22 protein-coding genes and 1 tRNA gene are annotated in these 19,915 nt (G+C 63.4%); 9 read left to right on the forward strand and 14 right to left on the reverse strand.

Annotation, left to right across the window (positions count from 1 at the left end; all coding sequences use genetic code 11):
* Positions 1-41: 41 nt before the first annotated feature.
* The 3 genes from argJ to KIT86_RS08955 are packed head-to-tail and all read left to right on the forward strand — an operon-like array spanning position 42 to position 2,634.
* Positions 42-1,289 carry a bifunctional glutamate N-acetyltransferase/amino-acid acetyltransferase ArgJ gene (gene argJ / locus KIT86_RS08945; protein ID WP_297397403.1) on the forward strand — a complete coding sequence of 416 codons (1,248 nt, stop codon included), beginning with the start codon at positions 42-44 and terminating at the stop codon, positions 1,287-1,289.
* Positions 1,286-2,164, forward strand: a complete 879-nt coding sequence (locus KIT86_RS08950; RefSeq protein ID WP_297397405.1) for an ATP-binding protein — start codon at positions 1,286-1,288, stop codon at positions 2,162-2,164. Before argJ ends, KIT86_RS08950 begins: the two co-directional genes overlap by 4 nt.
* Complete coding sequence (locus KIT86_RS08955; protein ID WP_297397407.1) at positions 2,161-2,634, forward strand: NUDIX domain-containing protein; 474 nt, start codon at positions 2,161-2,163, stop codon at positions 2,632-2,634. Before KIT86_RS08950 ends, KIT86_RS08955 begins: the two co-directional genes overlap by 4 nt.
* A gap of 10 nt (positions 2,635-2,644) precedes the next feature.
* Here the strand turns inward: KIT86_RS08955 and KIT86_RS08960 are convergent, their stop codons facing one another.
* The 8 genes from KIT86_RS08960 to KIT86_RS08995 all read right to left on the reverse strand — a co-directional run bounded on the left by KIT86_RS08960 (position 2,645) and on the right by KIT86_RS08995 (position 9,335).
* Positions 2,645-2,848, reverse strand: coding sequence for a DNA gyrase inhibitor YacG (locus tag KIT86_RS08960; RefSeq protein WP_297397409.1), 204 nt, complete (start codon positions 2,846-2,848; stop codon positions 2,645-2,647).
* A gap of 7 nt (positions 2,849-2,855) precedes the next feature.
* Positions 2,856-3,611 carry a cell division protein ZapD gene (gene zapD, locus KIT86_RS08965; protein WP_297397411.1) on the reverse strand — a complete coding sequence of 252 codons (756 nt, stop codon included), beginning with the start codon at positions 3,609-3,611 and terminating at the stop codon, positions 2,856-2,858.
* A 43-nt stretch (positions 3,612-3,654) separates the two neighbouring features.
* On the reverse strand, positions 3,655-4,260 hold the full coding sequence (gene coaE, locus KIT86_RS08970; protein ID WP_297397413.1) for a dephospho-CoA kinase: 606 nt from the start codon (positions 4,258-4,260) through the stop codon (positions 3,655-3,657).
* A gap of 5 nt (positions 4,261-4,265) precedes the next feature.
* The gene (locus tag KIT86_RS08975) at positions 4,266-5,126 is read right to left on the reverse strand and encodes an A24 family peptidase (RefSeq protein WP_297397415.1); all 861 of its coding nucleotides are present in this window, start codon (positions 5,124-5,126) and stop codon (positions 4,266-4,268) included.
* Positions 5,126-6,343 (reverse strand): type II secretion system F family protein, encoded by a 1,218-nt coding sequence (locus KIT86_RS08980; RefSeq protein ID WP_297397417.1) that lies wholly within the window; start codon positions 6,341-6,343, stop codon positions 5,126-5,128. The genes KIT86_RS08975 and KIT86_RS08980 overlap by 1 nt, the downstream gene beginning before the upstream one ends.
* A gap of 41 nt (positions 6,344-6,384) precedes the next feature.
* Positions 6,385-8,118, reverse strand: a complete 1,734-nt coding sequence (gene pilB, locus KIT86_RS08985; protein ID WP_297397419.1) for a type IV-A pilus assembly ATPase PilB — start codon at positions 8,116-8,118, stop codon at positions 6,385-6,387.
* Positions 8,119-8,277: 159 nt separating this feature from the next.
* Positions 8,278-8,354: transfer RNA gene (locus tag KIT86_RS08990), tRNA-Pro, on the reverse strand.
* A 51-nt stretch (positions 8,355-8,405) separates the two neighbouring features.
* Complete coding sequence (locus KIT86_RS08995) at positions 8,406-9,335, reverse strand: polyprenyl synthetase family protein (RefSeq protein WP_297397461.1); 930 nt, start codon at positions 9,333-9,335, stop codon at positions 8,406-8,408.
* 267 nt (positions 9,336-9,602) lie between these two features.
* Between KIT86_RS08995 and rplU the strand changes: the two genes are divergently transcribed.
* The 4 genes from rplU to proB all read left to right on the forward strand — a co-directional run bounded on the left by rplU (position 9,603) and on the right by proB (position 12,603).
* Positions 9,603-9,914 carry a 50S ribosomal protein L21 gene (rplU, locus tag KIT86_RS09000; RefSeq protein ID WP_297397421.1) on the forward strand — a complete coding sequence of 104 codons (312 nt, stop codon included), beginning with the start codon at positions 9,603-9,605 and terminating at the stop codon, positions 9,912-9,914.
* A 13-nt stretch (positions 9,915-9,927) separates the two neighbouring features.
* A complete protein-coding gene (gene rpmA, locus KIT86_RS09005; RefSeq protein ID WP_297397423.1) occupies positions 9,928-10,185 on the forward strand; it encodes a 50S ribosomal protein L27 in 258 nt (85 codons plus the stop codon).
* A 140-nt stretch (positions 10,186-10,325) separates the two neighbouring features.
* Positions 10,326-11,399 carry an Obg family GTPase CgtA gene (gene cgtA / locus KIT86_RS09010; protein ID WP_297397425.1) on the forward strand — a complete coding sequence of 358 codons (1,074 nt, stop codon included), beginning with the start codon at positions 10,326-10,328 and terminating at the stop codon, positions 11,397-11,399.
* A gap of 73 nt (positions 11,400-11,472) precedes the next feature.
* A complete protein-coding gene (proB, locus tag KIT86_RS09015) occupies positions 11,473-12,603 on the forward strand; it encodes a glutamate 5-kinase (protein WP_297397463.1) in 1,131 nt (376 codons plus the stop codon).
* 19 nt (positions 12,604-12,622) lie between these two features.
* On the opposite strand, the gene KIT86_RS09020 is transcribed toward proB, so the two are convergent.
* Together KIT86_RS09020 and KIT86_RS09025 are read right to left on the reverse strand one after the other, a co-directional pair.
* Positions 12,623-13,159 carry a CNP1-like family protein gene (locus KIT86_RS09020; protein ID WP_297397427.1) on the reverse strand — a complete coding sequence of 179 codons (537 nt, stop codon included), beginning with the start codon at positions 13,157-13,159 and terminating at the stop codon, positions 12,623-12,625.
* Positions 13,156-13,797, reverse strand: a complete 642-nt coding sequence (locus KIT86_RS09025) for an RNA pyrophosphohydrolase (RefSeq protein WP_297397429.1) — start codon at positions 13,795-13,797, stop codon at positions 13,156-13,158. Before KIT86_RS09025 ends, KIT86_RS09020 begins: the two co-directional genes overlap by 4 nt.
* Positions 13,798-13,977: 180 nt before the next feature.
* On the opposite strand from KIT86_RS09025, the gene KIT86_RS09030 reads away from it, so the two are divergent.
* Both KIT86_RS09030 and KIT86_RS09035 read left to right on the forward strand, forming a co-directional pair.
* Positions 13,978-15,723 carry a proline--tRNA ligase gene (locus KIT86_RS09030; RefSeq protein WP_297397431.1) on the forward strand — a complete coding sequence of 582 codons (1,746 nt, stop codon included), beginning with the start codon at positions 13,978-13,980 and terminating at the stop codon, positions 15,721-15,723.
* Positions 15,720-16,349, forward strand: a complete 630-nt coding sequence (locus KIT86_RS09035; RefSeq protein ID WP_297397433.1) for a lytic transglycosylase domain-containing protein — start codon at positions 15,720-15,722, stop codon at positions 16,347-16,349. Before KIT86_RS09030 ends, KIT86_RS09035 begins: the two co-directional genes overlap by 4 nt.
* Before the next feature lie 15 nt (positions 16,350-16,364).
* On the opposite strand, the gene KIT86_RS09040 is transcribed toward KIT86_RS09035, so the two are convergent.
* From KIT86_RS09040 to prfA, 4 genes are all read right to left on the reverse strand, one after another.
* Positions 16,365-17,369: an AAA family ATPase gene (locus KIT86_RS09040; RefSeq protein ID WP_297397434.1), complete on the reverse strand. Its 1,005-nt coding sequence runs from the start codon at positions 17,367-17,369 to the stop codon at positions 16,365-16,367.
* A gap of 179 nt (positions 17,370-17,548) precedes the next feature.
* Positions 17,549-17,872 carry a Grx4 family monothiol glutaredoxin gene (grxD, locus tag KIT86_RS09045; protein ID WP_297397436.1) on the reverse strand — a complete coding sequence of 108 codons (324 nt, stop codon included), beginning with the start codon at positions 17,870-17,872 and terminating at the stop codon, positions 17,549-17,551.
* Between the two features lie 52 nt (positions 17,873-17,924).
* Positions 17,925-18,764, reverse strand: a complete 840-nt coding sequence (gene prmC / locus KIT86_RS09050) for a peptide chain release factor N(5)-glutamine methyltransferase (RefSeq protein ID WP_297397438.1) — start codon at positions 18,762-18,764, stop codon at positions 17,925-17,927.
* A complete protein-coding gene (gene prfA, locus KIT86_RS09055; RefSeq protein ID WP_297397440.1) occupies positions 18,761-19,849 on the reverse strand; it encodes a peptide chain release factor 1 in 1,089 nt (362 codons plus the stop codon). The genes prmC and prfA overlap by 4 nt, the downstream gene beginning before the upstream one ends.
* Positions 19,850-19,915: the final 66 nt, after the last annotated feature.

Consider the following 19,915-nt stretch of genomic DNA (forward strand, 5'->3'; position numbering starts at 1 on the left):
CGCGCGCCGTTGGGTATCACGGTCACATCCTCGGAGTTCACATGCCTGTTCAACTCAACGCCCCTTTGGTCGCCGACCTGCTGCCCATTGCGGGCGTGCGCATTGGTGTGGCTCAGGCGGGCATCCGCAAGGCCAACCGCAAGGATCTCACGGTGTTTCTGCTCGACGAAGGCTGCGCCGTGGGCGCGGTGTTCACGCAGAACCGCTACGCTGCCGCACCGGTGCAGGTTTGCCGGGATCACTTGGCCTCCGGGCAGACCATCCGCGCGCTGGTGATCAACACCGGTAACGCGAACGCTGGCACTGGCGAGCCGGGCTTGGCGAATGCGCGCCAGACCTGCAACGCGCTGGCACGCTCGCTAGGTCTGCACCACGAACAGGTGCTGCCCTTCTCGACGGGCGTGATCATGGAGCCACTGCCATTGGACCGCCTGCTGGCCGGCCTGCCGCTGGCGCTGTCCGACGCGGCGCAGCCGCAGACCGATGGTGGTGCGCAATGGCTCTCGGCCGCTGAGGGCATCATGACGACGGATACCCTGCCCAAGGCTTTTAGCCAGCGCTTCGAGCTTGAAGGGCGCAGCCTCAGCGCCACCGGCATTGCCAAAGGTGCGGGCATGATCCGACCCAACATGGCCACGATGCTGGGTTTCCTGGCCACCGACGCCGCTGTCGCCCCCTCGCTGATGAATGCGCTGGCGCGCCGGCTTGCCGACGCCTCCTTCAATCGCGTCACCGTGGACGGCGACACCAGCACCAACGATTCCTTTGTGGTGGTGGCCACGGGTCAGGCGGGCAATGCGCCTATCACCGATCTGGAGAGCCCGGCGGGGCTTGCATTGCTTGAGGCGCTCACCCGAGTGGCGCGGCACCTGGCGCACGCCATCGTGCGTGACGGTGAGGGCGCCACCAAATTCATCACCGTGCAGGTCGACGGTGGCCGGGACGCCTCGGAGTGCCTGCTTGCAGCCTACGCGGTCGCGCACTCGCCGCTGGTGAAGACGGCATTTTTTGCCAGCGACCCGAACCTCGGTCGTATCCTGGCAGCGGTGGGTTACGCGGGCATTGCCGATCTGGATGTCAGCGGTATCGATCTGCACCTGGGTGACGTGCACGTGGTCAGCGCCGGCGGACGCCACCCCTCCTACAAGGAAGAGGATGGTCAGCGCGTCATGAAACAGGCCGAGATCCTGGTGCGCATCGGCTTGGGGCGTGGCACGGCAAGCGAGACGGTGTGGACCTGCGACTTCAGCCATGAGTACGTGACCATCAACGCCGACTATCGATCATGAACGAGCATTTCGAACGCCTGCTGCAGCGCGCCGAGCAGCTCATCACGCGGATCGAAGCGGTGCTGCCGCAGCCGATGTCGGCGCCGGACTGGGCCGCGGCCGTGGCATGGCGGTATCGCAAGCGCAGCAGCGGCCATGGCGTGCTGGAGCCGGTGCGCCATGTGGGCGCGATGCGCCTGGGCGATCTTCAGGAAATCGACGCGCAGAAGGAAAAGATTCAACGCAACACCTTGCAGTTTGTGCAGGGACTGCCCGCCAACAATGTGTTGCTGACGGGTGCGCGCGGCACCGGCAAATCCTCGCTGGTGCGTGCCTGCCTCAATGAGTATTCGCCGCAGGGCCTGAGGTTGATCGAAGTGGACAAGTCCGACCTCGTGGACTTGCCAGACATTGTCGAAGTGGTGGCTGAGCGGCCTGAACGCTTCGTCGTGTTCTGCGACGACCTGAGCTTCGAGGACGGGGAGCCCGGTTACAAGGCGCTCAAGTCCATCCTGGACGGGTCGGTTTCGGCCGCAAGCCCTAACGTGTTGATCTACGCCACCAGCAACCGCCGTCACCTGTTGCCCGAGTACATGAAGGAAAACCTCACCTACACGCACACGGCGGACGGTGAGGTGCACCCTGGCGAGGTGGTGGAGGAGAAGATTTCTCTCTCCGAGCGTTTTGGTCTTTGGGTGAGTTTCTATCCGTTCAGTCAGGACGAATACCTCACCATCGTCGCGCAGTGGCTTTCCTCGCTGGGCGTCCCGGCGGCGGACATCGAGGCAGCCAGGCCCCTGGCGCTGGTGTGGGCACTGGAGCGAGGTTCGCGCAGCGGACGGGTGGCTTACCAGTTTGCGCGCGACTACGCCGGCACCCACGCCACACAGTCATGAGCGCGCCGGTGCTGGTGGTCGATGGCGATCAGGACGCGCCGCGCCCTGCCGATCGGCCGGTGGTGGACGTGGCTGTGGGCGTGCTGATCGCGCCCGATGGCGCTTTTCTTCTTACATCGCGTCCCCCGGGCAAAGTGTATGCCGGGTATTGGGAGTTTCCCGGCGGCAAACTGGAGGCGGGTGAAAGCGTGGAGCAGGCGTTGCGGCGTGAGCTTCAGGAGGAGATCGGCCTGACAATCGGCACCGCCCATCCCTGGAAAGTGTCGATGGTGGACTACCCTCACGGCCTTGTGCGCTTGCATTTCTGCAAGGTGCGCGACTGGACAGGCGAACTGCAGATGCGCGAAGGCCAGCAGTACGGCTGGCAGAGCTTGCCGGTGTCCTGCACTCCAGTGCTGGCTGGGACGTTGCCCGTGCTGGAATGGCTGGCTGCCGAACAGGGGGGTGAGGACGGCTTGGCGCGCAGTTGAGGAGCTGGTTTCAGCTCTGTTCGAAACCGGGGTCGCTCTGGCCTTCCTTCTCCGGCAGACCAAATTCCTCATTCGCCCACGCACCGAGGTCCATCTGCTTGCAGCGTTCGCTGCAGAATGGCCGGTACACGTTGCTCGGCGCGTAGACGCTGGGCCCGCCGCAATTCGGGCAGCGAACGGTTCTGACGGGTGCGCTGTTGGCGGTGCCGTTCACGCGGACCTCAGGCACACAAGGTCAGTTCAAACGCGGCGTCTTCTTGCGCGGGGTGCAGGCGGTCGTCTTCGCCATGGCGCATGAGGCGCACCGAGAGCATCAACCGGTTGCCGCTGATCTCGGGGATGAGCCCGGTGGCCGGGTCGATGCGCAAGCGCAGCAACTGAAAGCTGCGGCCTTGCGGCAGGGTCAACTGGAACTGGCCACCTGGCGCGATGACCTTCTGGGCCGAGCCCGATTCGCGCAGCATCTTGAGCAACTGAACAATGGACTCCGCCAGCGGGGCCAGTGGCACGGACCAGCGATGGAGGTCCGCCCGCCGTTCCTCGGCGCTGCGATGCTGCCAGTGAAAGTAGCCCGGCAGATCAAACTCGCAGGTGCCCCCAGGAATGCCGATGCGGCTGCGGATGCTCATCAGCCAGTCGTTCTCGGTCAGGGCTTGCCCGGTCTTGCCGGTCATCTCACTGAGCTGAGTGAAGCAATCCTCCAGTTTCTGAATGACTTCTTCGAGAGCCTGCTCGGCGATCATCGGATTGCCGCGAAAGCCGATGAGTTGCTGCTTGTGCCGGTCCAAGTCCTTGAGCACGTCCGACTTCATGTCGGCCCGGGCCGCCACATCCATGATCTCGAAGATGGTCTGGATCGCATAGTGGTGGTCCAGCGGGTGGCTGCGGGGCACCAGTTCCACCATGCGACGAAACAGCTGTTCAAGCCGCAGGTAGGTGCGAATGCGTTCGTTGAAGGGGTAGTCGTACAGGATCACGGCAGCGGGGCGGTCGCGGGACGGAGCGGCGGGTGGGGGTTCATCATAGCCCGAACCGCCTGGCCAGGGCCTCGGCAGTGCGCTCCAGCAGGGGCAGGTCATCGCTGTCGTTGTAGACCACGAGGTCGGCCGCCGCCAGTCGCAGGGCGCGTGGGCTCTGGTTGCGCATCACGGCTTCGGTGGTCGCGGCGTCCCATCCACTGCGAGCATGCACGCGGCGGATCTGCGTGGCTTGCGAGCAGTCAACGACCAGCACGCGGTCCAACTGAGGCCGCCAGCGTGCCGACTCCACAAGCAAAGGGACATCGAATACCAGGCAGCGTGAGGTCGACGCCTGGGCTTGGCGCAGGATATCCGCGCCCACCAGGGGGTGGATGATGTGCTCCAGCATGTGACGGGCTTCGGGATGCGCAAACACATGATCGCGCATGCGTTGCCGATCGAGCGCCCCATCCGGGGTCAAGAAGGCCTGGCCGAAGGTCTGCGCAATGGCGGGCATCGCAGACCCACCGGCTTGGGTGCTGCGGCGGGAGATCGCGTCGGCATCGATCACCTCTGCCCCACGGACCTGCAGCAGGCGCGCGAGCGTGCTTTTGCCGCTGCCAATGCCGCCGGTGAGTCCCAGCCGCAGGGGCGGGGTGTGCAGCATCGGATTCACAGGCCGATCGAAGACAGAATGGCCGCAGGACCGAAGACCATCGAAGTCAGACCCGCCAAGGCCAGGAAGGGGCCGAAGGGCACATAGCCACCCTCGCGCAGGTTGCCCTTGAGTTTGATGGCGATGCCGATCACAGCACCAATCACGGAGGCCATCAAGATCACTGGGATCAGTGCCTGCCAGCCGAACCACGCACCGAATGCAGCGAAGAGCTTGAAGTCACCATAGCCCATGCCTTCCTTGCCCGTGATCAATTTGAAGGCCCAGTACACCAGCCATAGAGAGAGGTAGCCGGCCACCGCGCCCCAGAGGGCGTCTGGCAGTGGGGTGTCTGTCACCCGCAGGCCGGCCGCGCACAGGCCCGCCCACAGCAATGGCAGGGTGATGTCGTCCGGCAACAGGGTAGTGTCCCAATCGATGCAAGCGAGGGCCAGCACGGCCGCGGAAAATCCGCACCAAGCCAGCGCCTCCCAACCCGGACCCCAATGCCACCCGCACCACGCGAACAGCGCTGCGGTCGTGAGTTCCACCGCCGGATAGCGCGCGCTGATTGGCGCAGCGCATTGGCTGCATCGGCCTCGCAAAGCCAGGTAGCTGAACACCGGTATGTTCTCGTACCAGCGGATCTGATGCCCGCATTGCGGGCAGCGCGAGCGCGGCACCATGAGGTTGAACGGCTCCGGGGCCGAAGAATCCACCGGGCTTTCCTCCGTGTTCTGGATCTCCGCACACTCCGCTGCCCAGCGCAACTCCATCATCTTGGGCAGGCGGTGAATCACCACATTGAGAAAGCTGCCCACCAACAAACCGAGCACACCCAGCAGCGCCGCGCCCGGCGCGCCCGACCCGGTCAGCATCAAACCACCTGACCCAGCTTGAAGATGGGGAGGTACATCGACACCACGATGCCGCCAATGACGGTGCCCAGCACGACGATGATGATGGGCTCCATCAGGCTGGAGATGCCTGCGACCATGTCATCGACCTCGGCTTCGTAGAAGTCCGCGGCCTTGCCCAACATGTGGTCGATCGAGCCCGATTCCTCGCCAATGGCGCACATCTGCAGCACCATGGAAGGGAAGACGTTGGCATTGGTCATGGCATTGGTCAGGCTGGTGCCAGTCGACACCTCCTGTTGGATCTTCTCGGTCGCGATGGCGTAGACCGAGTTGCCGGCTGCGCCCCCCACCGAGTCGAGGGCCTCGACCAGAGGCACGCCTGCCGCAAACATCGTGGCCAACGTCCTTGTCCACCGTGCGATGACCGATTTCTCGATCAAGGGCCCGAATATGGGCAACCTGAGCAACAGGCGGTCCATGAACCGCTGAACCTTCTCATTGCGCCGCCAAGCCTGCATGAAAAAGTAGAAGCCGCCACCGAGCACGCCAAAGATCAGCCACCAGTACTCGGTGAAAAACTCGCTCATTGCGATCACGAACAAAGTCGGTGCGGGCAGGTCGGCTCCAAAGGAGGAGAAGACCTCCTTGAATGAGGGAATCACGAAGATCATGATGATGGTCACCACCACGAAGGCCACGACGATCACGGCGATGGGGTACATCAACGCCGACTTGATCTTGGACTTGAGCGCCTCGGTCTTCTCCATGTAGGTCGCCAGGCGATCGAGCAACTCCTCCAGAATGCCGGCGGCTTCGCCTGCTTCCACGAGGTTGCAGTACAGACTGTCAAAGTACAAGGGGTGCTTGCGGAACGCCGAACTCAGCGAGGTGCCAGTCTCCACATCGGTGCGGATGTCATTGAGCAGCTTGGTGACACTGGGGTTGGCATTGCCGCGACCGACGATGTCAAACGCCTGGAGCAGTGGCACACCAGCCTTCATCATGGTGGCCAATTGGCGCGTGAAGATGGCAATGTCCTTGGGCTTGATTCGTTTGCCCGAGCTCATGCGGCGCTTCTTGACCTTGCCTGGCACGATGCCCTGGCGACGCAAGGCGGCCAGCACCTGGTTCTCTCCCGCAGCCCGCGTTTCGCCACGCACGGTCTTGCCGTTGCGGTCTTTGCCCTCCCACTCGAAGACGGCGTCCTTGACGTTCTTGGATACTGCGGTTGCCATGGTGTGCCTCTATCCCTCTGAGCCTTGTGTCTGGAGCGGGGTCATTCGTTGGTCACGCTAAGCACTTCTTCCAGCGAAGTCATGCCCAACTTCACCTTGAGAAGACCGGATTCGCGCAGCGTGCGAACGCCTTCCTTGCCGGCCTGCTGCGCGATGTCCAGCGCACTGCCGCCGCGCAGGATGATGCGTTGGATTTCTTCCGAAATGGGCATCACCTGGTAGATCCCGACGCGGCCCTTGTAGCCGTTGTTGCAGGCCGAGCACCCCACGGGTTTGTAGGGTGTCCAGGTGCCGTCGAGGTCTTCAGGCTTGAATCCCGCATCCACCAGCGCCTTGCGGGGCACATCCAGTGGGGCCTTGCAGGTGGCGCACAGCCGCCGCGCGAGTCGCTGGGCGGTGATCAGGATCACGCTGGAGGCGATGTTGAACGTGGGAATGCCCATGTTCATCATTCGCGTCAACGTGGTCGGGGCATCGTTGGTGTGCAGGGTGGACAGCACCATGTGGCCGGTCTGGGCCGCCTTGATCGAGATGTCGGCCGTTTCCAGATCGCGAATCTCACCCACCATGATCACGTCAGGATCCTGACGCAGAAACGCCTTGAGCGCTGCCGCAAACGTCAGACCCGCCTTCTCGTTGACGTTGACCTGGTTGACGCCAGGCAAGTTGATTTCGGACGGATCTTCGGCCGTGGAAATGTTGATGCCCGGCTTGTTCAGGATGTTCAGGCAGGTGTACAGCGACACGGTCTTTCCCGAACCCGTGGGACCTGTGACCAAGACCATGCCATACGGCCGGCTGATTGCGTTCAGCAGCCTTTCTTTTTCCTCGGGTTCGTAGCCCAGGGCATCGATCCCGACCTTGGCACTGCTCGGGTCCAGGATACGAATCACGATCTTTTCGCCGAACAAGGTGGGCAAGGTGCTGACCCGGAAGTCAATCACGCGGTCCGGGCCGATCTTGAGCTTCATGCGCCCGTCCTGGGGCACGCGCTTCTCAGAGATATCCATCCGGGAGATCACCTTGATGCGGGACGCCAGCTTGTCCTTGATCGCAATGGGCGGCGACGCAATCTCGCGAAGCTCGCCGTCCACCCGGAAGCGCACCCGGTAGTTGTGCTCGTAAGGCTCAAAGTGCAGATCGGATGCCCGCATGTTGAAGGCATCGATTAACATCTTGTGCAGGAATTTCACCACCGGTGCGTCGTCGACCTCCGATGCCTTGTCGGTCACGTCGCTCACGCTGGTGTCGGTGGCCGCTTCGTCGAACTCGAACTCGCCACCGATGATGTTGTCCATCGTGTCGTTGACGCTGGTGGTCTGGGTCTCCACCAGTTTGCTGAGCTTGTCGTACTCGGCAATCACCCAGTCCACGCCCATCTGCGTCGCGAACTTGATCTTCTCGGCCGCCTGCTGGTCTGCGGGATCGGCCGTCGCCACCATCAGGCGGTTGTTGCGCTTGCTCAGGACGACGATGCGGTAGTCGCTGCAGATCTTTGCATCGAGCAGGCCGGCCGGCAGACGTTGCACGTCGATGGCATCGAGGTCGAGCAGTGGCGCAGCAAATGCCACGGACATGGTGTGCGCCAGATCCGAGGCGGAAACCGCGCCGGAGCCCGTCAGCTCCGCGATGAAGCTGGTGCGGCCACTTTGCGCCTTCCGGTACAGATCTTCAGCCGCCTTCTGGCCAAGCTTTCCAGCAGACACGAGTGCCCGCCCCAGGCCTGGCAAGGCCATGGACGGGGTCTCCTGAGGGAGGGTTTCGACGGACGCCATGGGTTTGTAATCTATCGTGAATCAACGACTTGCCCGCCATTATTGAGGCAACTTGTGTCGGAATTGCGGATTCCCCCCGCAGGCCGTTGTTTCGAAGAGGCGAATTCCGACCGACCGGTCGTTGGAACGGCCTGAGCGGCAATGTCGGAAAAGGGAAACTGGTCGGGGTGAGAGGATTCGAACCTCCGGCCTCTACGTCCCGAACGTAGCGCTCTACCAGGCTAAGCTACACCCCGATGGACCAAGAAAGGTCAATCGTCAGAAGGCCGCAGGCCTTCCGTGGCTGCCTATGAGCGACGCTCAAGCAGACCAGCTGCCAATTGTAGCAAAGCCGCGCTGTACGTATTCACCGGCAATTGCTTCGCGGCCTCGATCGCTCTTTGGGCCTCTGCTTGTGCGCTCATCCGCGCGGCGTCCAGGGCGCCGGTTTGAAGAATGATGTCCCTGATCGCATCGAGGTGAGCCACATCACCTTGTTCTATGGCTTGGCGCAGCAAGGCTTTTTGCGAATCGGAGCCCGAACGGAGGGCGCAGATGATGGGCAGCGTGACCTTGCCTTCTCGCAGGTCGTCCCCCAGGTTCTTCCCGAGTTCGTCGGCGCTGCCCTCGTAGTCGAGCACGTCATCGATCACCTGGAAGGCGGTGCCCAGCGCTTGTCCGTATTGCGCGCACAGAGCCTCGGTGTGGGCATCTGCGCCCGCCAGGATGGGGGCCAGCCTGGCGCTGGCTTCAAACAGCTTGGCCGTCTTGGACCGGATCACACGCAGGTATGCGGCCTCGTCGATGGTGGCGTCGTGCATGTTCATGAGCTGGAGCACTTCGCCCTCGGCAATCACATTGGTGGCGTCGGACAGGACCTGCATCACGCGCATGTCGTTGATGTCCACCATCATCTGGAAGGCGCGGGAGTACAGGAAGTCGCCCACCAGCACGCTGGCGGCGTTGCCGAATCGCTCATTGGCGGTCTCGCGCCCTCGGCGCAAGGTGGATTCATCGACCACGTCGTCATGCAGGAGCGTCGCGGTGTGAATGAACTCCACCACGGCCGCCAGCGTATGGCGCTGGGGGTTCTGACTGTTGATCGCGCCACTGACCAGCAACAACAGGGCTGGGCGCAAGCGTTTGCCGCCCGCCGAGATGATGTACTGGGCGACTTCCCGGACCAGCGGCACCTCGGTGGTCAAGCGTTCGCTGATGACTTGGTCCACCCGCTGCATGTCGGGCTGGATCAGCTCCAAGGGGCTGGCGGGGGATGAGATGGGGGTGGTCAAGGTGGAAACGCGCGGTCGGTAAAGGGGGTGTCGGGCTGGGTTGGGATTATAGGAACCGAGCCCTCGCGCCCCTTGGGCATGGCCGCCCTGGCGGGGGCCGCAGACCGCGTCGGGGCCGCTGCTTGCCGGTTTTCCGGGCACATGCTAAAATCTAAGGCTCGGTGGAATTGGGTTCGCCGAGCTTCCATTCGTGGAATTTTTAAAGAGGTTCATATGTACGCGGTCATAAAAACCGGTGGCAAACAGTATCGTGTTGCTGCTGGCGAAAAAATTAAAGTAGAACAGATTGCTGCGGATGTGGGCCAAGAGATCGTGTTTGACCAGGTTCTGGCTGTCGGTAACGGCACCGAAATCAAGGTTGGCACTCCCTTGGTTACCGGCGCAACGGTCACGGTCACGGTGTTGGCCCACGGCAGGCACGACAAGGTGAGCATCTTCAAGATGCGCCGTCGCAAGCACTATCAGAAGCGCCAAGGGCACCGTCAGAATTTCACCGAACTGCAGATTGCATCGATCGCAGCCTGAGGAGTAAGTCAACATGGCACAGAAAAAAGGCGGCGGCTCAACGCGAAACGGGCGCGATTCCAAGCCCAAGATGCTCGGCGTGAAGGCATTTGGTGGTGAACTGGTCAGCGCCGGTTCGATCATCGTGCGTCAGCGCGGTACCAAGTTCCACCCCGGCATGAACGTGGGCGTGGGCAAGGATCACACGATTTTTGCAACGGTCGATGGCCACGTGAGCTTCGCCATCAAGGGCGCGCTGAATCGTCAGGTTGTCAGCATCACCCCCGTCTGAGCGGGCGTGCTCCGGTGCTGCAAGATTGAAAAATCGATGCAGTGCGGTCAAGCACATGTGATGCGTTGAATGCAAAAGGCCCGCCCGTGCGGGCTTTTTGTTTGGCACTTCCCTAGCACTTCCTTCCTGGAAAGCATGTCATGAAATTTGTGGACGAAGCCACGATCGATGTCGCTGCGGGCGATGGCGGCAATGGCTGCGCATCTTTCCGGCATGAAAAATACAAGGAGTTCGGAGGCCCCGACGGCGGCGATGGTGGCCGTGGCGGCCATGTGTACGCCGTGGCGGACGCCAGCCTGAACACGCTGGTGGATTTCCGGTTCACCCGCCGCTTTGAAGCCCACCGCGGTGAACATGGCAAAGGCTCCGACATGTTCGGCGTCAAAGGCGACGATATCGTGCTCAAGATGCCTGTGGGCACCATCATTGCGGATGCCGAGACCGGTGAAGTGCTGTTCGAGCTGCTGCAACCGGGTGAGCAGGTGACGATCGCCAAAGGGGGTGATGGTGGCTTTGGCAACATGCACTACAAGAGCTCGACCAACCGGGCGCCACGTCAGAAGACGCCCGGATGGCCGGGGGAAAAGCGCAGTCTCAAGCTCGAGCTCAAGGTGCTGGCTGACGTCGGGCTGTTGGGCATGCCCAATGCAGGCAAGTCAACTCTGATCGCGGCCATCTCCAACGCCCGCCCCAAGATTGCCGACTACCCTTTCACCACATTGCATCCGAATCTGGGCGTTGTTCGCGTCGGCCCGGAAAAGAGCTTCGTGGTGGCCGATGTCCCCGGTCTGATCGAGGGAGCTTCGGAGGGTGCCGGCCTGGGGCATCAGTTCTTGCGGCACCTGCAGCGCACGCGCCTGCTGTTGCACATGCTGGATGTTGCACCCTTCGACGAAGGAGTCGATCCCGTTGCACAGGCCAAGGCGATCGTGGCGGAGTTGAAGAAGTTCGACCAGAAACTGTACGAGAAGCCTCGCTGGCTCGTGCTCAACAAGCTGGACATGGTGCCCGCCGAGGAGCGCGAAGCCAGGGTCAAGGACATCGTGAAACGCCTGAAATACAAGGGCCCCGTGTTCGAAATTTCCGCTCTCACGCGCGAAGGTTGCGAACTGCTGGTGCAAAAAATCTACCAGCACATCGCACAGGTGCATCGGGCGACACAGGCGCCCGTGGATGTGGATCCCCGTTTCGCCCATGGTCCGGACACCCTCTGATTTTGACTCTGACGTCTCCATGGACATCGCTTCGACCAACACCTCATCCGTTGATTCCGTGAATGTGCATGGCATGGCGCCAGCGGCTGTGTTCAAGACGGCCCGGCGCATTGTCGTCAAGGTCGGCTCCAGTCTGGTCACCAACGAAGGCCGTGGCCTGGACGAGGAAGCCATCGGGCAATGGAGTCAGCAGCTGGCGGCCCTTGTGCAGCAGGGACGTGAAGTCATCATGGTGAGCAGCGGCGCGGTGGCCGAAGGCATGAAACGCCTGGGCTGGACCGTGCGGCCCAAGGAGATCAACGAACTACAAGCGGCAGCGGCCGTGGGGCAGATGGGCCTGGTGCAGATGTATGAGAGCAAGCTGCGCGGTTGTGGTGTCGGCAGCGCGCAGGTGCTGCTGACGCATGCAGACCTGGCGGACCGCGAGCGCTATCTCAATGCCCGCTCAACCTTGCTGACGTTGCTGCAGCTGGGTGTTGTGCCCGTGATCAACGAGAACGACACCGTGGTCAACGACGAGATCAAGTTCGGCGACAACGACACCCTCGGCGCGCTCGTGGCCAACCTTGTCGAGGCGGACGTTCTGGTGATCCTCACCGATCAGAAGGGCTTGTACACGGCCGATCCCCGACGAGATCCTTCCGCCGAGTTCGTTCACGTGGCCCGCGCGGGCGACGCGCGCCTGGAAGCCATGGCTGGTGGCGCTGGCAGCGGCATCGGGAAGGGTGGCATGATCACCAAGATCCTCGCGGCGAAACGCGCTGCCGGTTCGGGAGCATCCACGGTCATTGCCTGGGGACGTGAGCCGGACGTGCTTTTGAGGCTGACGGCGGGTGAATCCTTCGGCACCTGTCTCGTGGCACAGACGCCCAAACATCAGGCACGCAAGCGCTGGATTTCCGATCACCTGCAATTGCGTGGCGCGGTGGTCGTGGACGATGGCGCGGTGGGCAAGATTGTGGGCGAAGGCAAAAGCCTGTTGCCCATTGGGATGACGGGCGTCGATGGTGAGTTCTCCCGGGGCGATGTGATCGCCGTGCGCGACGCGCGCGGGGCGGAGGTGGCACGCGGCTTGGCCAACTACGCGAGCAGCGAGGCCCGGCTCATCTGCCGCAAGTCATCTCAGGACTTCGAGCGCCTGCTGGGGTACGTGGCAGAGCCTGAAATGATCCACCGCGACAATCTGGTCCTGGCGCGCGGGTAAGACCTGCGTGCCGTCGCGCTCAGCGCGTTTCCGGGCGACCGTGCTTGAGCGTCTGCAGTATTTTCTGCGCGTTGCCGTTGATGGTCCGGCCTTCGCAGATGCCGGCCCGGGCCAGCAACATGGCCGGCCGGGTGAACCCGGAAAACGATAGCTCATGCCATTCTTCTTTGGCGTTCACGTTCCAGCTGGAGGCATTGTTGTTCCAGCGCGCATAAGTCTTGACTTCACCGGTCTGGCAGCGCACACCCTGGTACAGCACGTTGAGCGCCCCGCTGGAGCTGCGGGCGACCATCACGTAACGCACCACACCGTCCTCGCCGACGCTCAAGGTCCTGGGGTCAATGCCATAGCTCAGCGCCGTACCTGCTGAGACATCGATGGCCTGCAATTGGTCTGTGCTAAAGCTGGCTGGTGGTTTGACTGTTGCTTCCTGCCAGGGAGCGGCATCGGGGTCGTCTCTCAGTTGAGCCTGCGATGCGCTGCTGAAAGCAAAGAACGAAATCAGCGTTGCCGCGATGGCGAGACATCGCGGCAACCGGTGGCGGAGAGAAGTCATTTGTGTTCGATGTGAGCAGAGCGGGTGCCGCTCTGCGGGTCGGGATCAAAGCTGGCACCTGGCGGCAACTCCAGGCCGGGCGGCGGTCCCGATAGGGATGAGGGCTCCGAGCTTTCGTCGTGGCGATGGCGAGAGCCGCCGCGCAGATATCGGTTGCGGGTATCGTTCTTGGGCAGGTAGCGCGAGAGTTCGGTGAGCGCCATTTCATAGACGCCACGCTTGAACTCCACGACCACGTCGAGCGGCACCCAGTAGTCGTGCCAGCGCCAGGCATCGAACTCGGGGTGACTGGTTGCACGCAGGTTCAGGTTCCAGTCCTGAGCCACGAGGCGCAGCAGATACCAGATCTGTTTCTGCCCTTTGTAGTGACCACGCGCATCTCGGCGGATGAACCGGTCCGGCACCTCGTAGCGCAACCAGTCGCGTGTGCGCGCGACGATGCTAACGTGCTCTGGCATGAGCCCGACTTCCTCGTGCAACTCGCGGTACATCGCCTGCTCAGGTGTCTCGCCTCTGTCGATGCCACCTTGCGGAAACTGCCAGGAGTGTGAGCGGATGCGCTTGCCCCAGAACACCTGGTTTCGCTGGTTGAGCAGAATGATGCCGACATTGGGCCTGAAGCCTTCTCTGTCAAGCATAATCAACCCCAAATTTTTAAACTGTGTTCATTATGCATCGCGACATGCAAGTTGCGAAGTGATCACACACCTGTTGCATCTCCGGGCGCAGGTGGGCCGTCCAGATTGCCGGGCGCGCCGTTCTCCGGGTCCCCTTCCGATAGACCGCAACACTGCCTCCCGGCAGAACCCAGCTCGCCCATGAAAGCCTCTCAGTTCCTGATTTCCACCCTCAAGGAAGCCCCGGCCGATGCGGAAGTCGTCAGCCACCAACTGATGACGCGCGCCGGCATGATCAAGAAGCTCGGCGCTGGCATCTACAGCTACATGCCCATGGGCCTGCGCGTGATCCACAAGGTGGAGGCCATCGTGCGCGAGGAGATGAACCGCGCGGGTTCGGTGGAACTCACCATGCCGGTGATCCAGCCTGCCGAGTTCTGGCAGGAGACGGGGCGCTTTGACAAGATGGGCGCCGAGCTGCTGCGCATCAAGGACCGGCACGACCGCGATTTCGTGGTGCAGCCGACCAGTGAGGAAGTGGTCACTGACATCGCTCGTCAGGACTTCCGCAGCTACAAGCAGCTGCCCAAGAACCTTTACCAGATCCAGACCAAGTTCCGCGACGAACGGCGTCCGCGCTTTGGCCTCATGCGGGGGCGCGAATTCATCATGAAAGACGCCTACAGCTTTGACCGGGACGAATCGGCTGCCAAGCTGAGCTACCAGGTGATGGCCGCGGCCTATCGGCGCATCTTTGATCGCTTCGGTCTTCGCTATCGGGCGGTGGCAGCCGATAGCGGTGCTATTGGCGGTGACTTGAGCGAAGAGTTCCAGGTGATCGCTGCCACGGGGGAAGACGCCATTGTCTATTGCCCCGCGAGCGACTACGCGGCCAACATGGAAAAGGCCGAGGCGCTGGCGCCGGCTGGACCGCGCCCCGCTGCGGCCAATGCCATGACCAAGACGCCCACGCCGGGCAAAGCGACTTGTGCAGACGTGGCCACGCTGCTGGGGGTGCCGCTGGCCACCACGGTGAAATCCCTGGTGCTGGCCACCGACGAACTCAACGAGGAAGGCGAAGTTGTCAAGAGCCAGGTCTGGCTGCTGCTGCTGCGAGGCGACCACGACATGAACGAGGTCAAGGTGGCCAAGGTGCCAGGCCTCCATGCCGGCTTCCGGTTCGCCACCAGCGCCGAAATCGATGCGCACTTCGGCTGCAAGCCGGGTTACCTGGGCCCGATCGGTCTGAAGAAGCCGGTGAACCTCGTCGTGGACCGCGAGGTGGCCGTGTTGGCGGACTGGATCTGCGGGGCCAACGAGCCGGACTTCCACATGACGGGCGTGAACTGGGGCCGCGATTTGCCCGAACCGATGTTGGTTGCCGACTTGCGCAATGTGGTCGAAGGCGATGCGTCGCCCGATGGCAAGGGCGTTCTCGCGATCGAGCGCGGCATCGAGGTCGGCCACGTGTTCTACCTCGGCACGAAGTACAGCAAGGCCATGAATGCCACCTTTCTGGGGGAAGACGGCAAGCCCGCGCATTTCGAGATGGGCTGCTACGGCATCGGCATCACGCGCCTGCCGGCCGCGGCCATCGAGCAGAACCACGACGAGCGCGGCATCATCTGGCCAGACGCGCTCGCACCGTTTACCGTGGTGGTTTGCCCTATCGGCATGGACCGCAGTCCGGAAGTGAAAGCCGCCGCTGAACAGCTGTATGGCGAGCTGCTGGCGACTGGCGTGGACGTGATCCTGGACGACCGAGGCGAACGCCCTGGCGCGATGTTCGCGGACTGGGAGCTCATCGGTGTGCCTCACCGCGTGACCATCGGTGACCGGGGTCTCAAGGCCGGCCAGGTGGAATACCAGCACCGACGCGATGCCGCTGCCACCCAGGTGGCGGTGGGCGAGGTGGTCGCCCTCTTGAAGGGCAAGCTGGCGGCATGAAGCCGTTGGCCTGGTCGCGCCGCGACTGCCTGCTGGCCGCTGGTGCGGTGGGCCTGGGCTCCTGGTCCCCGGCCGTGCGCGCTGGAGGCCAACTGGAAGAGCCCCTGGCTGATGCGGTGCGCGGCGCCTTGAGCGCGGCGATTGCCAATCGCGCGCCGCCCGTGCCCGAGTTCACCGACCTGGAAAGACGCCTGGCCTATCTGCGCTGGCTTGGCGCATCCAGCGACCGGCTGCAGCGCCGCAAGCCGGATTTCCAGACCCGCATCGAGTTTTTGCAGACGCTCTGGTACGAAACCCGGCGCGCGGGGCTGGACACCACCCTGGTACTGGGGCTGGTTCAGGTCGAGAGTGCGTTTCGCAAGTTCGCCATTTCACGCGTGGGCGCGCGGGGCTACATGCAGATCATGCCGTTCTGGTCGCGCCTGATCGGCGACGGTGATGCCAGCCGCCTCTTCAACATGCAGACCAACTTGCGGTTCGGTTGCGTGATCCTGCGCCACTATCTGGACCGGGAGCGTGGTGACACCTTCATGGCGCTGGGCCGCTACAACGGCAGCCGGGGACGGGCCGAGTACCCGACCGCGGTGTATGCCGCCGCCAGGAACTGGGCCCACCCGGACGCGTAAACGCGCCGGCGCTGCCTACTGTAGGAAGCCGATGCGGCCCTTGCCCGGGCCAGCGCGAGGCAGGTCCTCGGGTTCGATGCGGTAGCGGTTGTCCAGCCGCGCATTGCCAAACGCCGTGACGAGCGCACGGCGCATTTCGCGTGGGGCCAGGGTGGCCAGCAAGTCCAGCACATCGTTCGCCGGTTCCGGGTCAAAGCGCTGGCCCCAGTCGTGCTCCCCCAGGATGCCACGGTAGAGATGAGCTGCGATCTTGCGCGCGGCCTCGGGCGAGGGCGGCGCGATTTCGTACACGTTCATGCGGTTCATGATCGGCTCAGGGATGCCGCGCTCGTGGTTGGCGGTCGTCACCCAGATCACCTGGCTGGCGTCGATCGGCACCTCCGCGAATTCGTCGACGAAGCTCTGCGCGGTGTCGTGCTCCAGGAGGCTGTACAGCGCGCCCAGCGGGTCGTACTGCGCGTCTGCTGCAGCCTTGTCGATCTCGTCCACCACGATCACCGGATTGGCGTACTGCCCATCCACCAGGGCCTCGAAGACCTTGCCGGGTTTGGCGCCCTTCCATTGCGAGGATGAGCCCGAGAGCAGCCACCCGGCCGTCATGGAGCTCATGGGCACCAGGCTCATGCTTGTGCCCAGCAAGTCGGCGAGTTGGCGCGCGAAATGGGTCTTGCCGACGCCGGGCGGGCCCAGCAGCAAGATGGGCGTGACTTCCAGGCTGTCGCGGCTGTCCTGGCTCAGCGCCACGTGGCGTTTCACATCGTCGAGCACTTCACCAAAGTTGGGCAGCAAGTCGTAGAGCGGTGCCATGTCTGGCACCCCCGAGGGCTTGACCGCGAAGCGCTGGGGGCCTCGCTCCAGCATGCGCTGCCAGGTGTTGCGAAGGCTTTCATAGTCGCGCTCGTTGCCACTGGCCTGCAGGTGCGCCAGCTTGCGCTCGACGTCGTCGGCGCTGAACACGCTGCGCATCTGGGCGATGGGCAGACCGAGGGAGGGTGAAGCGACCAGGCTGCGAGAGCTCATGCGATTCTCCTTGAGGTTCGGTGACGATTTCATTCAAGCACACAACATGCCTGACCTCAATGCAGAAATGCCCGGCAAAGTCACCGCATTCCGGAAGATGAGCACGAGGTGTGCGAAATCACGCACCAGAAACGCCAAGGCCACCCGGAGGTGGCCTTGGCGGATGCAGAAGAAACGGGTCAGGCGTCGCCGTTGATGACCTGTTGCAGTTCACCCGACTGGTACATCTCCATCATGATGTCCGAGCCGCCAATGAACTCGCCCTTGACGAAGAGCTGTGGGATGGTGGGCCAGTTGCTGTATTCCTTGATGCCCTGGCGAATGCCGTCGTCCTCCAGAACATTGACGGTGGTCAACGTCTTGGTCTCCACGCCACAAGCCTTGAGGATCTGGATCGCACGGCCCGAGAAGCCGCACATGGGAAAGCTCGCACTGCCTTTCATGAACAACACGATGTCGTGGGATTTGACCAACTGGTCGATTCGGGTTTGTGCGTCGCTCATGGCTGAAGGTCCTTCTGCGAAAGGGTCTGGGGTGACCCGGAAACGGCTCACATTATCGCCGCAGCGGCCACCGGCCGCCGCTGCAGCGCTCAATGCCCGCGAGGTCGGTGCGGCTGCCGACCTGGGTGAAGCCGACCGCCTGGAGCAGGGTGCGAACGGCGCCCGCCTGGTCGTGCCCATGTTCCAGCAGCAGCCAGCCGCCCGCGTTCAGGGCAGCGGGCGCGGTGGTCACCAGGGCCCGGATGTCGTCCAGGCCGTCGGGTCCGGCCGTCAGGGCCGAGCCGGGTTCATGGTCCAGGGCCGCGAGGTGCGGGTCGCCTTCAGCGATGTAAGGTGGGTTGCTGGCGATCAGGTCGAAGCGCTGAGCCGGCACCGCGGCGAGCCAGTGGCCGAGGTGGAAATCCACGCTCAGGTGCAGCCGATCGGCGTTCGCGCGCGCAACGGCCAGTGCATCGGCGCTGGCGTCTGTGGCCCAGACCCTGGCAGCCGGGCGCTCGGCCTTGATGGCCAGCGCGATGGCACCACTGCCAGTGCCCAGGTCAAGCACCTGGGCCGAAGGCGGCTGCGCATCCAGCAGATCCAGCGCCCAGCTCACCAGGGTTTCGGTGTCCGGCCGTGGCACGAGCACGCGCTCGTCCACCAGCAGTGTGAGGCCGAAGAACTCCTGGTTCCCGCGCAGGTAGGCCATGGGTTCGCCGCGCCGCCGGCGTTGCACCAGTGCCGCCAGGCGGGTGGCAGCGCTGGCTTCCATTGCGTCGCCGTCATGAGCCAAGAGCCATGCACGGTCGTGCGCTTCGCGCTGCAGGGCCAGCAACAGCAGCATCTGTGCGTCGATCCGGTCCAGGCCCTCGCGCTGCAGGTTCGCCAGGGCCTCACGCAGTGTGGTCGTCATGCGCCGTTGCGTTGTTCGAGTTCCGCCAGCAACTCGGCACCGCGCGCCACCTGCAGCGCGTGGATCACTTCGTCCAGATCACCCTCCATCACCTGCAGCACCTTGTACAGCGTGAGGTTGATGCGATGGTCGGTCAAGCGTCCCTGCGGGAAGTTGTAGGTGCGGATGCGGTCGCTGCGGTCGCCGCTGCCGATCAGGCCTTTGCGAGTGGCGGCCTCGGCGGCCGCGCGCTCGCTGCGGTCTTTTTCCTGCAAGCGAGCGGTGAGGACCTGCAGCGCCTTGGCTTTGTTGCTGTGCTGCGACCGGCCGTCCTGGCATTCGGCCGTGATGCCGGTTGGCAGGTGGGTCACTCGCACGGCGGAGTCGGTCTTGTTGATGTGCTGACCGCCCGCGCCGCTGGCCCGGAAGGTGTCGATGCGCAGCTCGCTCGGATTGAGTTGCACCGCCTGGGTCTCGTCGGGCTCTGGCATCACCGCCACGGTGGCGGCGCTGGTGTGAATGCGGCCCTGGGTCTCCGTGGCGGGCACCCGCTGCACCCGGTGGCCACCGGACTCGAACCGCAGTCGTCCGTAGGCGCCTGGGCCAGCGATGCGCAGCACCACTTCTTTGAAGCCGCCGAGTTCACTGGGTGATTCGCTCACGGTTTCGACCTGCCAGCGCTGCTTTTCGGCGTAACGCGTGTACAGGCGGGCCAGGTCGCCCGCAAACAGGGCTGACTCGTCGCCACCCGTGCCGGCGCGGATCTCGACGAAGGCGTTGCGCTCGTCGTCGGGGTCTTTGGGCAACAGGCATTGCTGCAACTCGCCGTCGAGTTGCGCCAGGTCGGCCTCGGCGCTGAGGATTTCCTCCTGCGCCATCTCAGCCATGTCGGGATCGTCGAGCATGTCCCGCGCCGTAGCCAGGTCGGTCTCGCGCTGCAGGTAGCGGTTGAACACCTCGACCACGGTGGAGGCCTCGGCGTGCTCACGGCTCAGCGCGCGAAAGCGGTCCATGTGGTCGACGACATCGGGCGCGGACAGCAAGGCATCGAGCTCGTGCAGTCGCGCTCGCTGGCGCAGCAGGGTGTCACGGACAAAAGGTTTCATGGAGGAGCATTGAAGCCTGGCACACGGGTGCGGGCGCGCGCCCGCAACACTGCGCACAGGCCGGGT

It is taken from the genome of Hydrogenophaga sp. (assembly GCF_026125825.1).
Classification (GTDB): Bacteria; Pseudomonadota; Gammaproteobacteria; order Burkholderiales; family Burkholderiaceae_C; genus Hydrogenophaga.

What these genes read in the sequence shown, in the direction of transcription:
- argJ (WP_297397403.1), top strand. Translation starts at nt 42, where the DNA reads ATGCCTGTTCAACTCAACGCCCCTTTGGTCGCCGACCTGCTGCCCATT.
- KIT86_RS08950 (WP_297397405.1), top strand. Translation starts at nt 1,286, where the DNA reads ATGAACGAGCATTTCGAACGCCTGCTGCAGCGCGCCGAGCAGCTCATC.
- KIT86_RS08955 (WP_297397407.1), top strand. Translation starts at nt 2,161, where the DNA reads ATGAGCGCGCCGGTGCTGGTGGTCGATGGCGATCAGGACGCGCCGCGC.
- coaE (WP_297397413.1), bottom strand. Translation starts at nt 4,260, where the DNA reads ATGCTGCACACCCCGCCCCTGCGGCTGGGACTCACCGGCGGCATTGGC.
- KIT86_RS08975 (WP_297397415.1), bottom strand. Translation starts at nt 5,126, where the DNA reads ATGCTGACCGGGTCGGGCGCGCCGGGCGCGGCGCTGCTGGGTGTGCTC.
- KIT86_RS08980 (WP_297397417.1), bottom strand. Translation starts at nt 6,343, where the DNA reads ATGGCAACCGCAGTATCCAAGAACGTCAAGGACGCCGTCTTCGAGTGG.
- pilB (WP_297397419.1), bottom strand. Translation starts at nt 8,118, where the DNA reads ATGGCGTCCGTCGAAACCCTCCCTCAGGAGACCCCGTCCATGGCCTTG.
- KIT86_RS08995 (WP_297397461.1), bottom strand. Translation starts at nt 9,335, where the DNA reads ATGCAGCGGGTGGACCAAGTCATCAGCGAACGCTTGACCACCGAGGTG.
- rplU (WP_297397421.1), top strand. Translation starts at nt 9,603, where the DNA reads ATGTACGCGGTCATAAAAACCGGTGGCAAACAGTATCGTGTTGCTGCT.
- rpmA (WP_297397423.1), top strand. Translation starts at nt 9,928, where the DNA reads ATGGCACAGAAAAAAGGCGGCGGCTCAACGCGAAACGGGCGCGATTCC.
- cgtA (WP_297397425.1), top strand. Translation starts at nt 10,326, where the DNA reads ATGAAATTTGTGGACGAAGCCACGATCGATGTCGCTGCGGGCGATGGC.
- proB (WP_297397463.1), top strand. Translation starts at nt 11,473, where the DNA reads ATGGCGCCAGCGGCTGTGTTCAAGACGGCCCGGCGCATTGTCGTCAAG.
- KIT86_RS09020 (WP_297397427.1), bottom strand. Translation starts at nt 13,159, where the DNA reads ATGACTTCTCTCCGCCACCGGTTGCCGCGATGTCTCGCCATCGCGGCA.
- KIT86_RS09025 (WP_297397429.1), bottom strand. Translation starts at nt 13,797, where the DNA reads ATGCTTGACAGAGAAGGCTTCAGGCCCAATGTCGGCATCATTCTGCTC.
- KIT86_RS09030 (WP_297397431.1), top strand. Translation starts at nt 13,978, where the DNA reads ATGAAAGCCTCTCAGTTCCTGATTTCCACCCTCAAGGAAGCCCCGGCC.
- KIT86_RS09035 (WP_297397433.1), top strand. Translation starts at nt 15,720, where the DNA reads ATGAAGCCGTTGGCCTGGTCGCGCCGCGACTGCCTGCTGGCCGCTGGT.
- KIT86_RS09040 (WP_297397434.1), bottom strand. Translation starts at nt 17,369, where the DNA reads ATGAGCTCTCGCAGCCTGGTCGCTTCACCCTCCCTCGGTCTGCCCATC.
- grxD (WP_297397436.1), bottom strand. Translation starts at nt 17,872, where the DNA reads ATGAGCGACGCACAAACCCGAATCGACCAGTTGGTCAAATCCCACGAC.
- prmC (WP_297397438.1), bottom strand. Translation starts at nt 18,764, where the DNA reads ATGACGACCACACTGCGTGAGGCCCTGGCGAACCTGCAGCGCGAGGGC.
- prfA (WP_297397440.1), bottom strand. Translation starts at nt 19,849, where the DNA reads ATGAAACCTTTTGTCCGTGACACCCTGCTGCGCCAGCGAGCGCGACTG.